We start from the raw sequence: 17924 nt of genomic DNA, 5'->3' as shown, positions 1-17924 counted from the left end.
CCTCAGCTCAGCGCCTTGCGATTGAAATCGCGCAAACGGAAGCCCATCAACAGCAGCATGCCGAAATAACTGACCACGCCGGCCGCGACCAAACCGCCCAGGCGCAGGAACCGCTCCAGCATATGCCCCTGATCCCAGGCCGGCATAAAGTGCATCCCGGCCAGCAGCACAGCAGACATCACCAACACCGCAACCACAAGCTTGAGGCCGAACTTGGCCCAACCCGGTTGCGGCTGATACATCTGCTGCTTGCGCAGTTGATAGAACAATAGCCCGGCGTTGATGCAGGCACCGATGCTGATGGCCAGGGCCAGACCGGCGTGAGCCAGCGGGCCGATGAGCACGAGGTTGAACAGCTGGGTAACAATCAGGGTGAAAATCGCGATTTTTACCGGGGTGCGGATGTTTTGTTGCGCATAAAAGCCCGGCGCCAGCACTTTGATTACAATAATTCCGAGTAAACCGACCGAATAGGCGATCAACGCCCGCTGCGTCATGGAGGCATCAAACGCACTGAATTGGCCGTACTGAAACAGCGAAACGGTCAGCGGCTCGGCCAGAATCCCCAGTGCCAGAGAACACGGCAGCACCAGCACGAAGCACAGACGCAGGCCCCAATCGAGGATTCGCGAATATTCGTGGCGATCTTTGCTGGCGTAGGTCTTGGCCAGGGTCGGCAGCAGAATGGTGCCCAACGCCACGCCCAGTACGCCGGACGGCAACTCCATCAAACGGTCGGCGTAATACATCCACGACACGGAGCCGGCGACCAGGAACGAGGCAAAAATGGTGTTGATGATCAGGGAAATCTGACTCACTGACACGCCGAGAATCGCCGGCAACATCTGTTTCATCACCCGCCAGACGCCGCTGTCACGCAGATTCAGGCGTGGCAGCACGAGCATGCCGATCTTTTTCAGATGCGGCAGCTGATAAAGCAACTGCGCCAGGCCACCCACCAACACCGCCCACCCCAAGGCCATGACAGGAGGATCGAAGTACGGCGTCAGGAACACCGAAAAGACGATCATGCTGACGTTGAGCAACGTCGGCACGAAAGCCGGCACCGAGAATCGGTTGTACGTATTAAGGATCGCACCGGCCAATGAAGACAGGGAGATCAGCAATATATATGGGAAAGTCACCCGCAACAGATCGGTGGTCAGCTCGAATTTTTCCGGGGTATCGGTGAAACCCGGCGCGGTGGCCCAGATGACCCACGGCGCGGCAAGCATGCCCAGCGCGGTGACCAAGGCCAGCACCAGCGTCAGCAGGCCAGACACGTAAGCGATGAAAGTTCGCGTCGCCTCCTCGCCCTTCTGGTTCTTGTATTCAGCAAGGATCGGCACGAACGCTTGGGAAAACGCCCCTTCGGCGAAGATTCGCCGCAGCAGATTGGGCAGTTTGAAGGCGATAAAGAAGGCGTCCGTCGCCATCCCGGCGCCAAATGTGCGTGCGATGAGGGTGTCACGAACGAACCCCAGAATCCGGGAAAGCATCGTGATAGAGCTGACGGCGGCTAACGATTTGAGCAGATTCATTGAAAGAGTTTGTGCCTGTCGATAAACAGCAGGCGAACAAAGCGCCTACTTATGCGATACTCCGCGCCGCAGCAGCACAGAGCCAAAGCTCGCGAGTTTACAGGTCAAGCGCCGGAAATAAATATCCCGCCTCTTTATACCTACCACTTAGCGGAACGTCTCAACCGCCCTTGACAAGACATCAACTCATCGGCATGATTCGCGGCCTATTTTGTTTGCTATTTCCTAAAAAGTCTTTCGAGGAGCTCGACGGTGGCCAACACACCTTCCGCCAAAAAACGTGCAAAACAGGCTGAGAAGCGTCGCAGCCACAACGCCAGCCTGCGTTCCATGGTTCGTACCTACATCAAGAATGTAGTTAAGGCCATCGACGCAAAAGACGCTGAAAAAGCTCAAGCAGCTTACGTTTTGGCTGTGCCAGTTATCGACCGTATGGCCGATAAAGGCATCATCCACAAGAACAAGGCAGCTCGTCATAAGAGCCGCCTGAACGGTCACGTCAAGGCTCTGAACCTTGCTGTTGCCGCATAAGCGATAAGCTTGTTGAAAAACCGACCTCAGGGTCGGTTTTTTATTGCCTGCGATTTAGCACAAACAACGCAAAAAAAAATGCGGGAGCGAGCTTGCTCGCGATAGCGGACTTTCAATCAACCGAGATGTTGAATGTTAGCCAGTCATCGCGAGCAAGCTCGCTCCCCCAATTGGATGTACGTCAGGCTTATTGGGCGTGCGTCCACGGCAGGATCGGGATCGCCGTCACCGCATTCTGCGGGCTGCCTTCGATCAAGCGATCGCTGTAGACCAAGTACACCAGCGTATTGCGCTTCTTGTCGAGAAAGCGCACCACCTGCATCGTCTTGAATACCAGCGACGTGCGCTCCTTGAACACCTCTTCGCCATCCTTCAGTTCGCCCTTGAAGTTGATCGGCCCAACCTGGCGACAAGCAAGAGAAGCTTCAGCGCGATCCTCGGCCAGACCCAAGCCGCCCTTCACACCGCCAGTCTTGGCTCGCGAAAGATAGCAAGTCACGCCCTCGACCTTCGGATCATCAAACGCCTCGACGACGATACGGTCGTTCGGGCCGACGAACTTGAACACCGTCGACACCTGGCCAATCTCCTCGGCCGAGGCCAGCAGCGGCATTGCCAACAGCAGACCCAACAATCCTTTTGTCACACGCATTCAAATATTCCTTCAGACCAGAATCAGGTTATCGCGGTGAACCAGTTCCGGCTCCGCCATGTAACCCAACAGACCGACAATCGCCTCAGACGACTGACCGATGATTTTTTGTGCCTCCAGCGCGCTGTAGTTGGCCAGGCCACGGGCAATTTCACGACCGTCCGGCGCCACGCACACCACCATTTCACCGCGCCGGAAACTGCCCTGAACCAGCTTGACGCCAACCGGCAGCAAACTTTTGTTGCCCTGGGACAGCGCCGTCACCGCCCCCGCATCCAGCACCAGCGTGCCACGGGTTTGCAGATGACCCGCCAGCCATTGCTTGCGCGCCGCCAGCATGCCGCGCTCAGGTGACAACAGGGTGCCGATGCGCTCGCCAGCCTTCAGACGGTCCAGCACGCGCTCAATGCGCCCGCCGACGATGATGGTGTGCGCACCGGAACGCGCAGCCAGACGTGCAGCACGCAATTTGGTCTGCATACCGCCACGACCCAACGCACCACCGGTACCGCCAGCGACGGCATCCAGTGCCGGATCATCGGCGCGCGCTTCGTAAATCAGGTTGGCGTCGGGGTTGTTACGCGGATCGGCGTCGAACATGCCGTCGCGATCGGTAAGGATCACCAGCAAGTCAGCCTCCACCAGGTTGGCCACCAGCGCCGCCAGGGTGTCGTTATCGCCGAAGCGGATCTCGTCGGTGACCACGGTGTCGTTTTCGTTGATCACCGGGATCACTTTCAGCTCGACCAACGCACGCAAGGTGCTGCGGGCGTTCAGGTAGCGCTTGCGATCGGACAAGTCGTCGTGGGTCAGGAGAATCTGCGCGGTATGTCGGCCATGCTCGGCAAAGCTCGACTCCCAGGCTTGCACCAGGCCCATCTGACCGATGGCGGCAGCGGCCTGCAGCTCGTGCATTGCACTGGGTCGCACGCTCCAGCCCAGACGACTCATGCCGGCCGCTACCGCCCCGGAGGACACCAGCACCAGCTCGACGCCCGCCTCATGCAACGCCACCATCTGCTCGACCCAGACACTCATTGCCGCGCGATCCAGGCCCTTGCCGTCAGCCGTCAGCAAAGCGCTGCCGATCTTCACGACCCAACGCTGCGCACCTGTCACCTTGCTCCGCATCATCTTCAACCTTAGCTTGAGGGCAGCGCGACCTGGCACTGCCCGTAACGTTATTCGTGGTTATTCGTGACCAACTATCGATTTCCAGATACTAAAACGCCGCTCGATTGAGCGGCGCTTAAGTTTACTGCAACGAATCAGTCACGCACGTAAATGATTTCCGGACCGTCTTCGTCATCCACATCTTCTTCGTCCCAATCATCGTCACCGATGTCATGGACCGACTTCACGCCGCTGCGACGCAGGGCACGCTGGTCATCCAGCGCCTGCAACTGGGCACGAGCCTCGTCTTCGATGCGCTGATCGAGTTCGGCCAACTCTTCCTTGTAGACCGGGTCGTTAGCCAGACGATCAGCACGGTCTTCCATGTAACGCATGATGTCGTGGCACAGACGCTCGGTGCCCAGCTTGGAGATGGCCGAGATCACGTAGACCGGACCGGTCCATTCCAGACGATCTACGATTTCCTTGACGCGAGCGTCATGCTCTTCTTCAAGGATCTGGTCGCACTTGTTCAGCACCAACCAGCGATCACGCTCAGCCAGGGACGGGCTGAATTTGGTCAACTCGCTGACGATCACTTCAGCAGCATCCGGGGCGCTGGCGTCATCCAGCGGCGCCATGTCCACGAGGTGCAGCAGCAAACGGGTACGCGACAAGTGCTTGAGGAAGCGAATCCCCAGGCCCGCGCCATCGGAAGCGCCTTCGATCAGACCCGGAATATCCGCGACTACGAAGCTCTTCCAACGATCGACGCTGACCACACCCAGGTTCGGCACCAGCGTGGTGAACGGGTAGTCGGCGACTTTCGGCTTGGCGGCCGAAACGGAGCGAATGAAGGTACTTTTACCGGCGTTCGGCAAGCCCAGCAGGCCAACGTCAGCCAATACTTTCATTTCCAGCTTGAGATCACGCGCCTCGCCCGGTTTACCCGGAGTGGTCTGGCGCGGAGCACGGTTGGTACTGGATTTGAAACGGGTGTTGCCCAGACCGTGCCAGCCGCCATGAGCCACCAGCAATTTCTGGCCAGCCTTGGTCAGGTCGCCGATCACTTCCTGAGTCGCGGAATCGATGACCGTGGTGCCGACCGGAACACGCAGTACCAGCTCTTCACCTTTTTTACCGGTGCAGTCGGTGCTGCCGCCGTTGGAACCGCGCTCGGCATCGAAGTGCCGGGTGTAACGGTAGTCCACCAGGGTGTTGAGGTTTTCGTCGGCGATCATGTAGACCGAGCCGCCATCACCCCCATCACCGCCGTTCGGGCCACCGTTTTCAATGAATTTCTCGCGACGGAAGCTCATGCAACCGTTGCCGCCGTCACCGGCCTTTACTCGAATCGATACTTCGTCAACAAACTTCATAACAAAACGCCTCTCGTCATACGGACGAGCCGAAAAAATCTAGACATAAGACTCTTGCAAAAATGAGCGCAGCGACCTCAATCAACGACCGCAAATCCAGCGCTGGAGCCCATCACAAACAGCTTTGCAAGAGACTCACCCCACAAACGAAAAAGCCCCGTCGCGAGACAGGGCTTTTCCAGCAACTACGCAATTATGCCGCGACGACTTCAGTCTTCGGGACAATGCTCACGTAACGGCGGTTGAAAGCGCCTTTTACTTCGAACTTGATCACGCCGTCGATTTTAGCGAACAGAGTGTGATCTTTACCCATGCCAACACCGTAACCGGCGTGGAATTGGGTGCCGCGCTGACGCACGATGATGTTGCCCGGAATGATAACCTGGCCGCCATACATCTTCACGCCAAGGCGTTTGGCTTCTGAGTCGCGACCGTTACGGGTACTACCACCAGCTTTTTTGTGTGCCATGAGTCAATTCTCCTAGTGAGGAATTAGGCTGAAATTAAGCCTGAATACCGGTGATTTTGATCTCGGTGTACCACTGGCGGTGGCCCATACGCTTCATGTGGTGCTTACGACGACGGAACTTGATGATGCGGACTTTATCGTGACGACCTTGGGAGATCACTTCAGCCACAACGGTAGCGCCAGCAACAACTGGAGCGCCGATGTTCACGTCATCGCCATTGGCGACCAACAGAACGCGATCAAAAGTAACGGATTCGCCGGTAGCGATTTCCAGTTTTTCGATCTTCAGGTATTCACCTGGGGCGACCTTGTATTGCTTGCCACCAGTAACAATTACTGCGTACGACATGGTATTTCTCCGATAATCCTGCTCACCCAGCTCTTTATAAGAAGAGGTATTGGCTGGCATGGCTGCATAAGGCTGGAAGGCCTGTTTGCAATTGCGTAAGGCAGGTGCTGCCCAGGAAGTTCAGGGTGCGCGATTGTACGCAAGCTGCCGGGGCGATGCAAGGGGCCGTCCATCGTGCCTTGACACCCGCCGACGTGGGTCCTAGCATGCCGCGCAACCCTTCTGGAGCAACTGTCGCTGATGCAACCCCAAGCTTTCTACCGCGCGGTGGCGGACGATTTTAGCGCCGTCGACGGCATCATCAAGAAGCAGCTGACTTCCCGAGTGCCGCTGGTATCGAAAATCGGCGATTACATTACCTCGGCTGGCGGTAAACGCCTGCGTCCTCTATTAGTGTTGCTGTGTGGCAAGGCCCTGGGTCGCGAAGGCGATGACCTGCGCCTGCTGGCCGCGACCATCGAGTTCCTGCACACCGCCACCCTGCTGCACGACGATGTGGTCGACATGTCCGGCATGCGCCGTGGCCGCTCGACCGCCAACGCCATGTGGGGCAACGCGCCAAGCGTGCTGGTGGGCGACTTCCTGTATTCGCGCTCCTTCGAAATGATGGTCGAACTGGGCTCCATGCCGGTGATGAAAATCCTTTCGCAAGCCACGCGCATCATCGCCGAAGGCGAAGTGTTGCAGCTGTCCAAGGTCCGTGACGCCAGCACCACCGAAGAAACCTACATGGAAGTCATCCGCGGCAAAACCGCGATGCTCTTCGAGGCGTCGACCCACAGTGCTGCCGCGCTCTGCGAAGCCACAGCGGAACAGGCTGAAGCCCTCCGTACGTTTGGCGATCATCTGGGCGTGGCCTTCCAACTGGTCGACGACCTGCTGGACTACAAGGGTGACGCGGAAACCCTGGGCAAGAACGTCGGTGACGATCTGGCCGAAGGCAAGCCGACCCTGCCACTGATCTTCACCATGCGCGAAGGCACGCCGGAACAGGCAGCCCTGGTGCGCAAGGCGATCCAGAAAGGCGGCATCGAAGACCTGGAAAGCATCCGCGAAGCCGTCGAAGCATCCGGTTCGCTGGATTACACCGCAAATCTGGCCCGTGATTACGTGGCCCGCGCGATCAAATGCCTCGACGCGCTGCCAGCCAGCGAATACCGCGATGCGCTGGTTGAATTGAGCGAATTTGCGGTCGCCCGTACGCACTAACAGCACTGCAACACCCTGTGGGAGCGAGCTTGCTCGCGATTGCAATCTGCCAGTCGACACTGTTGCTGACTGACGCACCGCAATCGCGAGCAAGCTCGCTCCCACAGGTTTATCAGCGTCCAGCCCTCTCCCGTCTAAAACCCTATACAATGTGCGCTTTTTAGCGATCCTCAATCCAAGGAGCTTTAGTGAGCACGTTGCCACCCTGCCCAAAATGCAATTCCGAATACACCTATGAAGACGGCGCGCAGCTGATCTGCCCCGAGTGCGCCCACGAGTGGTCCGCCAGCGGCGAAGCCGAAGCGGCGTCCGATGACACCGTGAAAAAGGATTCGGTCGGCAACGTCCTGCAGGACGGCGACACCATCACCGTGATTAAGGACCTGAAGGTCAAAGGCACGTCGCTGGTGGTCAAGGTCGGCACCAAGGTCAAGAACATCCGCTTGTGCGATGGCGATCACGACATCGACTGCAAGATCGACGGCATCGGCCCGATGAAGCTCAAATCCGAGTTCGTCAGAAAAGTCTGAGTCTGTTGTCTTCCATCCCGCGCCCTGCGTGGGATGGTGCTTCACCCTACCCCACCTCTCCTGACAAATCCTCGCAATAGCCAAACGCCAGCCGTTTTGACCTTACGCAATCTTTACCCGGAAAAAATCTCAAACTGCCAATAGGTCCTTGCTATTTGATGAATAAGAATTATTCTCATTGAAACCCATCAATGGAGATGAGACCCATGACTTATTTGATCGACGCCTGGCTGGACCGCCCACACCCCTACCTCAGGATCCTGCATCGGGAAACCGGGGAAGTCTGTGCGGTGCTTGAAGAAGAAGCCTTGAACGAGCTGCAGGATCAGGGTGATCTGGACGTCAACGGCTTGAGTTCCAGCGAGCCGGTGGTGCTCAAGGAACTGGTGCGCAATCTGTTTCTGTTCTGCTACGCCCGGGCGTTGCGCCCGACGAGCGATCTGAACCACAAGATTGAAGTATGAGCAACACAAAACCTGTAGGAGCCGGCTTGCTGGCGATCCAGGCGCCGGGGTGCTTCAGGAACACCGCGGTGATGCCATCGCCAGCAAGCCGGCTCCTACAAGGTAATCATGCTTACAAAACGTCGAGCAGTTCGACGTCGAATACCAGAACGCTGTGCGGCGGAATGCTGCCAACGCCTTGAGCGCCGTAAGCCAGTTCGCTCGGCACGTACAGACGCCATTTGCTACCGGCGTTCATCAGTTGCAGGGCTTCGGTCCAGCCAGCGATCACGCCGCCAACCGGGAATTCTGCAGGCTGGCCACGATCGTAGGAACTGTCGAATACAGTGCCGTCGATCAGGGTGCCGTGGTAGTGAGTGCGCACTTGATCTTCACGGGTTGGCTTGGCGCCTTCACCTTGAGTCAGCACTTCGAATTGCAGGCCCGAAGCCAAGGTGGTGATGCCGTCACGCTTGGCGTTTTCAGCCAGGAAAGCCAGGCCTTCGCCAGCGGCCGCTTCAGCTTTTGCGGCTGCTTCGGCTTGCATGATTTCGCGGATCACCTTGAAGCTGGCGGACATTTCTTCCTGACCCACACGGCTAGGCTTACCGGCGAATGCGTCGGTCAGGCCAGCCAGGATCGCGTCCAGGTTAACGCCCGGTGGCGGGTTGTCGCGCAGTTGATCACCCAGCTGACGGCCAATGCCGTAGCTGACGCGGGTTTCGTCGGTGGACAGATTTACTTCGGACATAACACTGCTCCGCTGTGCGGACGGCCCGGGAACTTGCCGTGCGTGCACAGCGCGTCCCGGAGCGCCCGGAACCAAAAGGGCCAGCAGACTAGCACAGATGCCGTTGCGTTGATCAGAGCTGTCAGTGGTGCCAGGCAGAACGGAAGGCAATCGGAACTTTCAGGCTTTCCTCGGCACTGGCACCGAGCCCACACATCTCATCATGAACCGAGGTGTGCACAAGGTTGAATGGCAAGGAGGGGAAGGCATGAAGCACCTCGCGCGCATGCTCGACCGAACGCAGGTGAAACATTTCGCCGCGGGCATCACTCAAGGGATACGCCGCGCCGTGCATGCGAGCCTCCAGCAGATAGATTCCGCCTTCCATGGAGATCAGGTTCAGCTCATCGATTTTCCCGGCGATGGCATAAGCGCGCAACTCAACGAAGTTCATGAAGGCACCTCTTACAGTGTCAAGCCAATATCAATACATGCATAGGCCTCGACACCTCAAAGTACAAGCCACAAACGACACCGCCCGTCTGTTTGCACCTGACTGTAGGAGCGAGACTTGCCCGCGAAGGCGGTGTGACGGGCAACAGCTATAACGACTGACACAGCCCCTTCGCGGGCAAGCCTCGCTCCTACAGGGCTTTGTGAGCGTCAGTGCTTGGTGAGTTTGTCCAGGTAGCCCATGGCAAACGCCGACACGACGAACGTCATGTGAATGATCACGTACCACTTCAAATGCTCGGGATCGACGTTCTTGGCGTCCATGAAGATCCGCAGCAGGTGGATCGACGAAATCGCCACGATGGAGGCCGCCACTTTCATCTTCAGCGAAGACGAATCCATGGTGCCCAACCAGTTGAGCTTTTCCTTGTCGTCGTCGATGTCCAGTTGGGAAACGAAGTTCTCGTAACCGGAAATCATCACCATCACCAGCAAACCACCCACCAGCGCCATGTCGATCAGCGACAGCAGCACCAGGATCAGGTCCGACTCGGCCATCGAGAATACGTTAGGGATGACGTGGAAAACCTCCTGGAAGAATTTCAGCGCCAGCGCCAGTAGTCCAAGGGACAGACCGAAGTAGATCGGCGCCAACAGCCAGCGCGAGGCATACATTGCATTTTCGATAAAGCGTTCCATTGAATCTCACACGTGGGCTGAAAATGGCCGCGAGTATAACAGTCCCCCGTAACACCCAGAAACCGTCGGCAAATCCGCAGCCTGCGCGTGTGCCACAAAGTTTTTCTGCTAGTGTCCAGACTATTGACCGCTCAGCGACATCGGACAGGAAGACTGGAAATGGGTGTGCGATTGCCAATAACGAGTGCCGGCATTTGCCTGGCCCTGCTGATGAGCGGCTGCTCACCCAGCGATGAGAAGCGCCAGATCAGCCTCGAGGAAAAGACCGCGCAGTTCGAGAAGTCTCTGGATGCGATTGAGGATCCGAAGCTCAAGGATGCCGTTGCCGAACTCGGCGGTTCTCTGCTGTTGCTCGAGCGTGCGCAACTCAAGCTCGACAGCAAACCCGTGGAAACCGAATACGGCGAAGACGTTCTCGCCGTGCTCAAGCACTACCCCACGCCTCAGGCTTTGGTCGACACCTACATCAATGGCCTGTTCGTGCTGCACAAGGATTCCGGATCCGACTACCTGACCGACCTGCAACCGGTGTTCCCTTTCAACTTCAACATTCCGGCCGCGTTTCTCTTTCCCCATGGCCTGGAATGGCAATCGGTGACCTTGAGCAACAAGCGCGTCATCGCGTTCCAGCCGGAATGGTCGGAAACCGATCCCGGCATTCAGCTGAGCCCCTCGAGTTCCAACCTGACCAACCCGGATGATCTGACGGTGACTTATCCGTTCATCGACGGCCTGGACATGGACAACAAGAACCAGCCCCAACCGGTGAGCCTGCAAGGCAAGGTCGAGGTCATCGCCCCTCGCCGGCTCTACACCTTCGACCTGACGAAAAAAGACGTTGGCCAGACCCGCACCAACGACAACCTCAGCGTGACCTTGCTGAAACTGGGCAACAACTACGCCGAAATCGAATTCAACAACAGCGCGCCACTGGCCCCGGAAGTCAGCGAAACACCGTTGAACCCGCTGATCGTCCAGGCCAGGGACATCACCGGGCAATTCCTCTCGCGCTCGGGTTCGATCAATGAAACCGCTGCACAAATCGCCTTCTATCAAAAACAACTGGCGAAAATTCAGCAGCAGAAAGCCTGGAGCGAGACCTTCGAAAAGCAGATCGACGAAGAACAGCGCACCTTCGAGGCCCAGCAGAAGAATCATTACACCAAGGTGTATTTCAACGGCCCGGTCGAAACCGTTGAAGTCAGCGTACTGGACTTCTCGGCCGCCACGGTGACCCGCAAGGACCTGAACCTGCCGGTTCGCCGCTTCGACTCACACACCACGGAAAAAACCATCCAGCCACTGACCCTGCCGGTGGTGGTGTACGACGATCAGGCCCCGACCTGGCTCAAGGGCGCGACATTGAGTGAGGAACAGCTGAAGAAAGGCGTCATCGTCAGTCAGGCGGTGGACGACCCCAGCGCCGCGCGCATTGAGTTCGATCACCCCAGAAGCTTCAATGACGAGCTGCTCGGCACATCTCTCAGCGCTGGCGATAGCCCGGTCACGTTCTTTACGGAGGATGGCAGCGGCAAACGCGATGAGCCGATCGAGCTGCCGCCTGAGGCTTACGAGGTCGATCCGCTACGTGGCGCCATCACCTATGACTTGAACCTGTTTCCGGAAACACCGGCCTATGCAGTGGGTTCCATGCCGCTGTTTCTGGCGACTGTCGCCAAACAAACGCTCGACGCCCATGCGCTGCCCAAAGGCCTGGAACTCAAAGGCAATGCCTTGGTGGTTGATTTGAAGCTGTTTCCTGCCCAGGACTGGCGATTTTTCGCCAAGGACGACTCTGGAAACTATCTGAAAGAAATTCTTTCGGTCACTCATGACGCGAGCGCAGAAGGCCCGGCGTTATTTGCCGCGCATTACTTCTATGGCCAGCCAACACGTCTGGAAACCTATCAGCGAACCGACCTCACCACGGTGCAATATGGTTTCGAGGTCAAACTGGCCAAGGCGGATTTGAGCCACCTTGATCAATAGCCGGTTTCAGTGGCCGCGCCGAACTCAGCCATTGAGGTTGCGGCAACGGCCCCCGTTGATTTCCCGCAGCTGGGCTTGCAGGTGCAGGCACCAGATTTGTGGGTCATCGGCCAGTTCGTAGCCATGCAGCGTCAGGCTTTCGACAATCGTGTCGAGGATGGACTCCGCCACGAAAGGCCCATGAAACGGTCCCTGCGCCTTGATGGCGGAAGGTTGTTCGCCGGCCATTCCGGCGGCGAAGAGCAAGGTCCACATGCCCGTATCCCCCGCCAACGGGCGGATGGCACACTCGATACGGGTCACAAGACCCAGGCATTGACGGGTGAGGCAGAGGTTGCGCGACATGGCGGCGACCCTCGGTAGATCCGGTATTCAGCCCCCACGGGAAGGCTGTCTCGATCCAGTGATTACTGTCGATATCCTTGAGCTGAGAATAGAAGAAAAGTTTGACTAGCACGTCAAGTGAGACCAGAAGGCGCCGAATGGTCATTGTGTGAATCTTGACGTCAGAGTGATGGCACTGATCGGGTAGCGAATACAAAACCTGTGGGAGCGAGCTTGCTCGCGATGGCGGACTTCCAGCCAACAAACATGTTGAATGTCAGTCCCTCATCGCGAGCAAGCTCGCTCCCACAGGGTATCGGTGTATTCCTCAGCTTGGTCAGGCCGGCTTGGCCTCGACCAGTGCCTCCAGCGCCGCTTCCTTCTCGGCTTCCTTGAGGTCTTCTTCGCTGATCATTTCCGCGATCACGCGCAAGCGTTCCACCACCCGTGCGTTAACACTCCCTTCGGGGAACTGGCCATCGGCATCCGGCGCACCGGCCGGCTCGCCGACCAACAGGCTCAACGCCTCGTCAGCCTGGCGCACGGCGTAGACATGGAACTGCCCCGCACGCACTGCCGAGAGCACCTTCTCGTCGAGCATCAGCGTAGCGACGTTGGCCTGCGGAATGATTGCCCCCTGTTCACCGGTCAGCCCGCGGGCTTCGCAGAGCCGGAAGAACCCTTCGATCTTCTCGTTGACCCCGCCCACCGCCTGCACTTCACCGAACTGGTTGATCGAGCCGGTGATCGCAAAGCATTGCTTGAGCGGCGTTTTCGACAGGGCCGAAATCAGCGTGCACGCCTCGCCCAGCGACGCACTGTCGCCATCGACGTAACCGTAGGATTGCTCCAGCGCGATACTCGCGGAAATCGCCAGCGGGAATTCCTGGGCGTAGCGGCTGCCCAGATACCCGGTGAGGATCATCACGCCCTTGGAGTGAATCGGCTGGCCGAGGTTGACCTCGCGCTCGATGTCGACGATGCCGCTGCCGCCCGGGTAGACCGTGGCGGAAATCCGCGCCGGCACACCGAACGCCGAGTCGCCGACTTCCAGCACGGTCAGCCCGTTGCACTTGCCGACGGCGGCGCCGTGCGTGTCGATCAGGATGATCCCGGCCAGCATGTCATCCAGAATCCGCGCCGAGACCCGCCCGGTACGGGTAGCCTTGGCCTTGAGCGCCCGCTCGATATGCCCGGCATCGGTCATCTCGTCCCCCGCCAGGTGACGAATGAAATCCGCCTCGCTGACCAGCTGGAACAGATCACCAATGCGCGCCGACAAACGTCCCTGGTGTTCGGCCAGGCGCGCGCTGTAAGTCGCCAGGCGTGCCACGGCATCAGCCGTCAGCGGCGCCATGCCTTCTTCCGAGGTGCGGGTTTTAAGCAACTGGGCGAACTGCTCCAGGCTCTCATCGACCATCGGGATGTCTTCGTCGAAGTCCACCAGGACGCGGAACATCTCCTGGAAGTCCGGATCGAGGTCTTGCAGCGTGTAATACAGCTGACGCGCACCGATGATGACGACTTTGACCTGCAACGGAATGTGTTGCGGGGTCAGGGTCACCGTGGCCAGGCGACCCAGTTCACCGAGCGGCGATTCCATTTTCAGCTTACGCGATTGCAGGGCGCGTTTGAGCGCATCCCACACGAACGGCTCGCTGAGCATTTTTTCCGCTTCAAGGATCAGGAAGCCGCCGTTGGCCCGGTGCAATGCACCCGGACGCAGCTGCCGATAGGTCGTGTACAGCGCGCCCTGATCGGTGCTGTATTCGATGCGGCCAAACAGGTTTTCGTAAGTCGGGTGCGGCTCGAAAACCACCGGCGCACCACCGCTGGACGAATGACCGACCACCAGACTCGGGGCGTATTGCTCTTCCAGCAATTTGCGGGCGATGGCGTCAGTCTTGCTGTCGTCCACCAGTTGCTCGACCACAGTCTTGAGCAGATAAACCTGCATGGCTTGCAGGTAACCGCAAACGGCGGCGTTCTCGGCGTATTTCTCCGACAACGGCGACAACAACGGCTGCAAGGCCAACGTGATGGTTTCTTCGTTGAGGTGGCGCAGTTGATTGCTCGACTCGCGTTTCCATTGCGGCAGGCTGGCGAGCTCTTCGTTCAGTCGCTCCTCCAGACCTGAAATATCGTCGTGGAAACGCTCACGTTCGGCTTCCGGCAACTGGGCGAATTCCGCTTCGTCCAGGGCCTTGCCTTCGCTCATCGGCGTGAATGCGATGTTGCTGGCGTCGCGGTAAAGCGCGACTTCTTTCTCCAACGCCAGGCGCTCGATCACGTCCAGTGCCTTGTCGTAGCGCTGGTTGAAGGCGCGGTCGATGGCGCTCTTTTTCTGCTGGTAGGACGGGTGCTCGAACACTGCCGGAAAGGTCGCCAGCAGGTTGTCGATCAAGCCGTTGATGTCACCGATGAAGGCGCCAGCGGTACCCGATGGCAATTCCAGCGCGCGGGGCTCGCGAGGCTCATCGAAATTATTGACGTAGACCCAGTCGGCCGGGGTCTGCAGGCGTTTGCCTTCGGCTTTCAGGTAGCGTTTGACGAACGAAAACCGGCCGGTGCCGGGTTCACCCATGACGAATACGTTGTAACCGGGGCGTGGCATGGCCACACCGAATTGCAGGGCTTCAACAGCACGTTCCTGGCCAAGCACACCGCGGAAGGGCTCCAGATCATTGGTGGTAGAGAAGCTGAACTGTTCAGCGGAAAACGGACGGGTCAGCGCTTCAGGCGCTAGACGCAAGCTGGCAGCAACAGGATCAGGCATCGGGCTTCCTTACATCAGGCGGGGCAGATAGCGGCATTCTGGCGCTGCCCATACCTCACTTGCAAGGCGCGCCTCCAGCCAAAGCATAGACAAAACGTCATCTCCAGGCCGGCCGGGTGCAAATCGATGATTTCAACGAATGTTTTGCAAAAAATCACGGAACCCCGGGAACGTGCCTAAACTCCAAACTGCGCGGCTGGATTAATAACTGGCCCACTGGCGCCGGATTGGGCCAGACCCCTTGTCCATTGGTATGCACATAAAGAGAACATAGCTATGAAACGGATTCTTCTCGGTACTCTCTTCACCGCTGTATCCATCAACGCCATGGCGCAGGCGCCAGGCGGCCCGGATTGCGGTTGGGGCAACATGCTGTTTGAAGGTCAGCGTGGCACCCCGGCTCACTTCCTGGCATCCACCACCAACGGCACTTCCGGCAACGCAACCTTCGGTATGACCTCTGGTACCAACGGTTGCTCGACTAATGCGTCGCTGACTTATGGCGGCAAATCCTGGTTTGCCATGAATGGCATGATGAACGAGCTGTCCGAAGACATGGCCAAAGGTAACGGCGAAGCGCTGACGACCTACGCCGTGGTACTGGGCGTGGCGCCGGAAGACCGTGCGCACTTCGCTGCCGTGACTCACGAGCACTTCCAGCAGATCTTCAGCAAGGCTGACGTGACCGCTGACGACGTGCATACCAACACCCTGGCCGTTCTGAAGAACGATCCGCGTCTGGCCAAGTACGCTACTCAAGCTTAAGCTCGACCCGCCCGCTCCTTTCGGGGAGCGGGTTTTGTTTTTTGGACCTGCCCTCTTTGGGTCTTTGTTTTTTTTCGACTTAAGTTGCCCACTATGCTCAAACGCCTTGCCTGGCTGGCGCTCTGTGTCTGCGCCCCGCTGTCCGCCGCGCCACATGTCGACAATCAACGTTTGCAGCAATTGGCCAACGACCCTTTCTGGATTTCCCTGGGCCATTACGAAACCGCCAAACTGGGCGGCTGGCGCAGCTATGTCAGCGACAAAAAGTTCTTTCTCGCACCCGACGGCAACGAACACCCCGACCGCGAACTGGCGGCCACCGTGCAGGCGCTGTACGCCCCGGCCAGTGCGGGCGAACAACATGCGCAATGTGTCTACCCGGCGCGCACCCGCTGGTTGAAAGCGCAGCTCAACCTGACTGATTTGCCGACGCTCGATTGCACTGAGTTCAAGCAATGGTTCAAGGATGTCTCGCCCCATAGCGCGGTGATGATTTTCCCGGCGGCGTACCTGAACAGTCCATCATCGATGTTCGGCCATACCTTGCTGCGCATCGACCAGGCCGATGTGCAGAGTGATCACACCGCGCTGCTCAGTTACGCGATCAACTTCGGCGCGTACATCGAAGGCTCGGACAACAGCATCCTCTACGCCTGGAAAGGTTTGATGGGTGGCTATCCGGGGCTATTCGCGCTGGTGCCGTACCAGGAAAAACTCTCGGAATACCGCAGCCTCGAGAACAGGGACCTGTGGGAATACCGGCTGAACCTGACGCAGGCAGAAACCGAGCGCATGGTCGAGCACGTCTGGGAGTTGAAGCAGATCCAGTTCGACTATTTCTTTTTCGACGAAAACTGTTCCTATCGCCTGCTCGAGCTGCTGCAAGTGGCGCGGCCAAGCCTGCGCCTGACCGAACAGTTCCCGCTGACGGCCATTCCGACCGATACCGTCAAAGCCGTGAAAGAAGCCGGACTGGTGGAATCCATTCAGTATCGTCCGTCCCGTGAACGGGAGCTGCTCAGCCGCGCCGAGCCGTTGACTGACGAAGAACAGGAGTGGGTGCTGAAAGTCAGCGCCGACCAGAAGCAATTGCAGACGCCCGCGTTCAAGGCCCAACCGCGCGACCGTCAGGCGCTGATCATCGATGCGGCTTACCGACTCGAACGCTATCGCGCCAACGGTCAGGAGCGCGATCCTGAGCGGGCGCAGCGCAGTTTCGAACTGCTGCGGGCGATCAACCAGAACCCCGCCCCTGAGCTGGACATCCCAAGACCCGGCCTGCCCGAGGACGGTCATGAATCCCGCACCTGGCAGGCCGGCATCGGGACCCGGGGCGACAAGGCCTTTGGCGAATATGGCCTGCGCATGGCGTATCACGACCTCAACGATAACGCCGAGAGCTTCCCGCTCGGTGCGCAGATCGAAATCCTGCAGATGAAACTGCGCCAGTACGAAGGCAATCACTGGCAGTTCCAGCAACTGGACCTGGCGACCATTCGCTCCCTGACACCGCGCAATGAGCTGTTGCAGCCGCTCTCGTGGCAAGTCACCGGCGGTCTGGAACGCGTGCCGGGCAAGCATGACGATGAAACGCTGGTCAGCCACGTCAACGGCGGTGGCGGCGGCACCTGGCAGTTGGGCGAAGACATGCTCGGCTTTGCACTGGGCACCGTGCGTGTCGAACACAACAACGATTTCGCGGGTTTTATCGCACCGGCGGCAGGTTTCAACAGCGGTCTGCTGTGGAAAAACCCACTGGGCAATTTCAGCCTGGAAGCCAAGGGCGATTTCTTCACTAACGGCGAGGTGCGCCGCAGTGTGAGCCTCAACCAGCAGTGGGAACTGTCGCGCAACCTGGGCCTGCGCCTGAGTGCTCAACGCGAATTCAGCCACCTCGCCTCGCCCGAGAACGAAGTGATGCTTGAAGTGAAGTGGTATCACTACTGATCCGAATCCACCGCAAAACCAATGT

The 17924-nt window shown here is 58.4% G+C and carries 18 protein-coding genes; 7 read left to right on the top strand and 11 right to left on the bottom strand.

Going from position 1 to position 17924, the window contains the following annotated elements:
- Nucleotides 1–2: 2 nt before the first annotated feature.
- The gene (murJ, locus tag K0F88_RS19080; RefSeq protein WP_219096091.1) at nt 3–1541 is read right to left on the bottom strand and encodes a murein biosynthesis integral membrane protein MurJ; all 1539 of its coding nucleotides are present in this window, start codon (nt 1539–1541) and stop codon (nt 3–5) included.
- A gap of 252 nt (nt 1542–1793) precedes the next feature.
- Between murJ and rpsT the strand changes: the two genes are divergently transcribed.
- On the top strand, nt 1794–2072 hold the full coding sequence (gene rpsT, locus K0F88_RS19075; RefSeq protein WP_008154937.1) for a 30S ribosomal protein S20: 279 nt from the start codon (nt 1794–1796) through the stop codon (nt 2070–2072).
- A gap of 187 nt (nt 2073–2259) precedes the next feature.
- On the opposite strand, the gene K0F88_RS19070 is transcribed toward rpsT, so the two are convergent.
- From K0F88_RS19070 to rplU, 5 genes are all read right to left on the bottom strand, one after another.
- A complete protein-coding gene (locus K0F88_RS19070; protein ID WP_219096090.1) occupies nt 2260–2724 on the bottom strand; it encodes a CreA family protein in 465 nt (154 codons plus the stop codon).
- A 12-nt stretch (nt 2725–2736) separates the two neighbouring features.
- On the bottom strand, nt 2737–3855 hold the full coding sequence (proB, locus tag K0F88_RS19065) for a glutamate 5-kinase (RefSeq protein WP_219096089.1): 1119 nt from the start codon (nt 3853–3855) through the stop codon (nt 2737–2739).
- A 137-nt stretch (nt 3856–3992) separates the two neighbouring features.
- The gene (cgtA, locus tag K0F88_RS19060) at nt 3993–5216 is read right to left on the bottom strand and encodes an Obg family GTPase CgtA (protein WP_010467530.1); all 1224 of its coding nucleotides are present in this window, start codon (nt 5214–5216) and stop codon (nt 3993–3995) included.
- A 193-nt stretch (nt 5217–5409) separates the two neighbouring features.
- Complete coding sequence (rpmA, locus tag K0F88_RS19055; RefSeq protein ID WP_003215862.1) at nt 5410–5685, bottom strand: 50S ribosomal protein L27; 276 nt, start codon at nt 5683–5685, stop codon at nt 5410–5412.
- A gap of 34 nt (nt 5686–5719) precedes the next feature.
- Entirely contained in the window at nt 5720–6034 is a 315-nt protein-coding gene (gene rplU / locus K0F88_RS19050) for a 50S ribosomal protein L21 (protein WP_003176051.1), read from the bottom strand.
- Nucleotides 6035–6274: 240 nt separating this feature from the next.
- Here rplU and K0F88_RS19045 point away from each other — a divergent pair, with 240 nt between their 5' ends.
- The 3 genes from K0F88_RS19045 (at nt 6275) to K0F88_RS19035 (ending at nt 8237) form a co-directional block, all read left to right on the top strand.
- A complete protein-coding gene (locus K0F88_RS19045) occupies nt 6275–7243 on the top strand; it encodes a polyprenyl synthetase family protein (protein WP_219096088.1) in 969 nt (322 codons plus the stop codon).
- A 188-nt stretch (nt 7244–7431) separates the two neighbouring features.
- Nucleotides 7432–7773, top strand: a complete 342-nt coding sequence (locus K0F88_RS19040) for a zinc ribbon domain-containing protein YjdM (RefSeq protein ID WP_010467527.1) — start codon at nt 7432–7434, stop codon at nt 7771–7773.
- Nucleotides 7774–7979: 206 nt separating this feature from the next.
- Nucleotides 7980–8237, top strand: a complete 258-nt coding sequence (locus K0F88_RS19035; protein WP_084319505.1) for a hypothetical protein — start codon at nt 7980–7982, stop codon at nt 8235–8237.
- Nucleotides 8238–8349: 112 nt separating this feature from the next.
- Here the strand turns inward: K0F88_RS19035 and K0F88_RS19030 are convergent, their stop codons facing one another.
- The 3 genes from K0F88_RS19030 to K0F88_RS19020 form a co-directional block, all read right to left on the bottom strand.
- Nucleotides 8350–8967: an FKBP-type peptidyl-prolyl cis-trans isomerase gene (locus K0F88_RS19030; protein WP_010467525.1), complete on the bottom strand. Its 618-nt coding sequence runs from the start codon at nt 8965–8967 to the stop codon at nt 8350–8352.
- 121 nt (nt 8968–9088) lie between these two features.
- Complete coding sequence (locus K0F88_RS19025; RefSeq protein ID WP_094470564.1) at nt 9089–9400, bottom strand: DUF6482 family protein; 312 nt, start codon at nt 9398–9400, stop codon at nt 9089–9091.
- Between the two features lie 209 nt (nt 9401–9609).
- Nucleotides 9610–10098, bottom strand: a complete 489-nt coding sequence (locus tag K0F88_RS19020) for a TIGR00645 family protein (RefSeq protein WP_149418392.1) — start codon at nt 10096–10098, stop codon at nt 9610–9612.
- A gap of 159 nt (nt 10099–10257) precedes the next feature.
- Between K0F88_RS19020 and K0F88_RS19015 the strand changes: the two genes are divergently transcribed.
- On the top strand, nt 10258–12087 hold the full coding sequence (locus tag K0F88_RS19015; RefSeq protein ID WP_219096087.1) for a hypothetical protein: 1830 nt from the start codon (nt 10258–10260) through the stop codon (nt 12085–12087).
- A gap of 24 nt (nt 12088–12111) precedes the next feature.
- On the opposite strand, the gene K0F88_RS19010 is transcribed toward K0F88_RS19015, so the two are convergent.
- Together K0F88_RS19010 and K0F88_RS19005 are read right to left on the bottom strand one after the other, a co-directional pair.
- Entirely contained in the window at nt 12112–12432 is a 321-nt protein-coding gene (locus tag K0F88_RS19010) for a hypothetical protein (RefSeq protein WP_010467520.1), read from the bottom strand.
- A gap of 316 nt (nt 12433–12748) precedes the next feature.
- Nucleotides 12749–15187, bottom strand: a complete 2439-nt coding sequence (locus K0F88_RS19005) for a Lon protease family protein (protein WP_219096086.1) — start codon at nt 15185–15187, stop codon at nt 12749–12751.
- 276 nt (nt 15188–15463) lie between these two features.
- Between K0F88_RS19005 and K0F88_RS19000 the strand changes: the two genes are divergently transcribed.
- Both K0F88_RS19000 and K0F88_RS18995 read left to right on the top strand, forming a co-directional pair.
- On the top strand, nt 15464–15952 hold the full coding sequence (locus tag K0F88_RS19000; RefSeq protein ID WP_219096085.1) for a DUF3015 domain-containing protein: 489 nt from the start codon (nt 15464–15466) through the stop codon (nt 15950–15952).
- 93 nt (nt 15953–16045) lie between these two features.
- On the top strand, nt 16046–17899 hold the full coding sequence (locus K0F88_RS18995) for a DUF4105 domain-containing protein (RefSeq protein ID WP_219096084.1): 1854 nt from the start codon (nt 16046–16048) through the stop codon (nt 17897–17899).
- Nucleotides 17900–17924: the final 25 nt, after the last annotated feature.

It is taken from the genome of Pseudomonas sp. UMAB-40 (genome assembly GCF_900095275.1).
Lineage (GTDB): Bacteria > Pseudomonadota > Gammaproteobacteria > Pseudomonadales > Pseudomonadaceae > Aquipseudomonas > Aquipseudomonas mandelii_B.
This window is presented reverse-complemented; position numbering and strand designations above follow the sequence as displayed.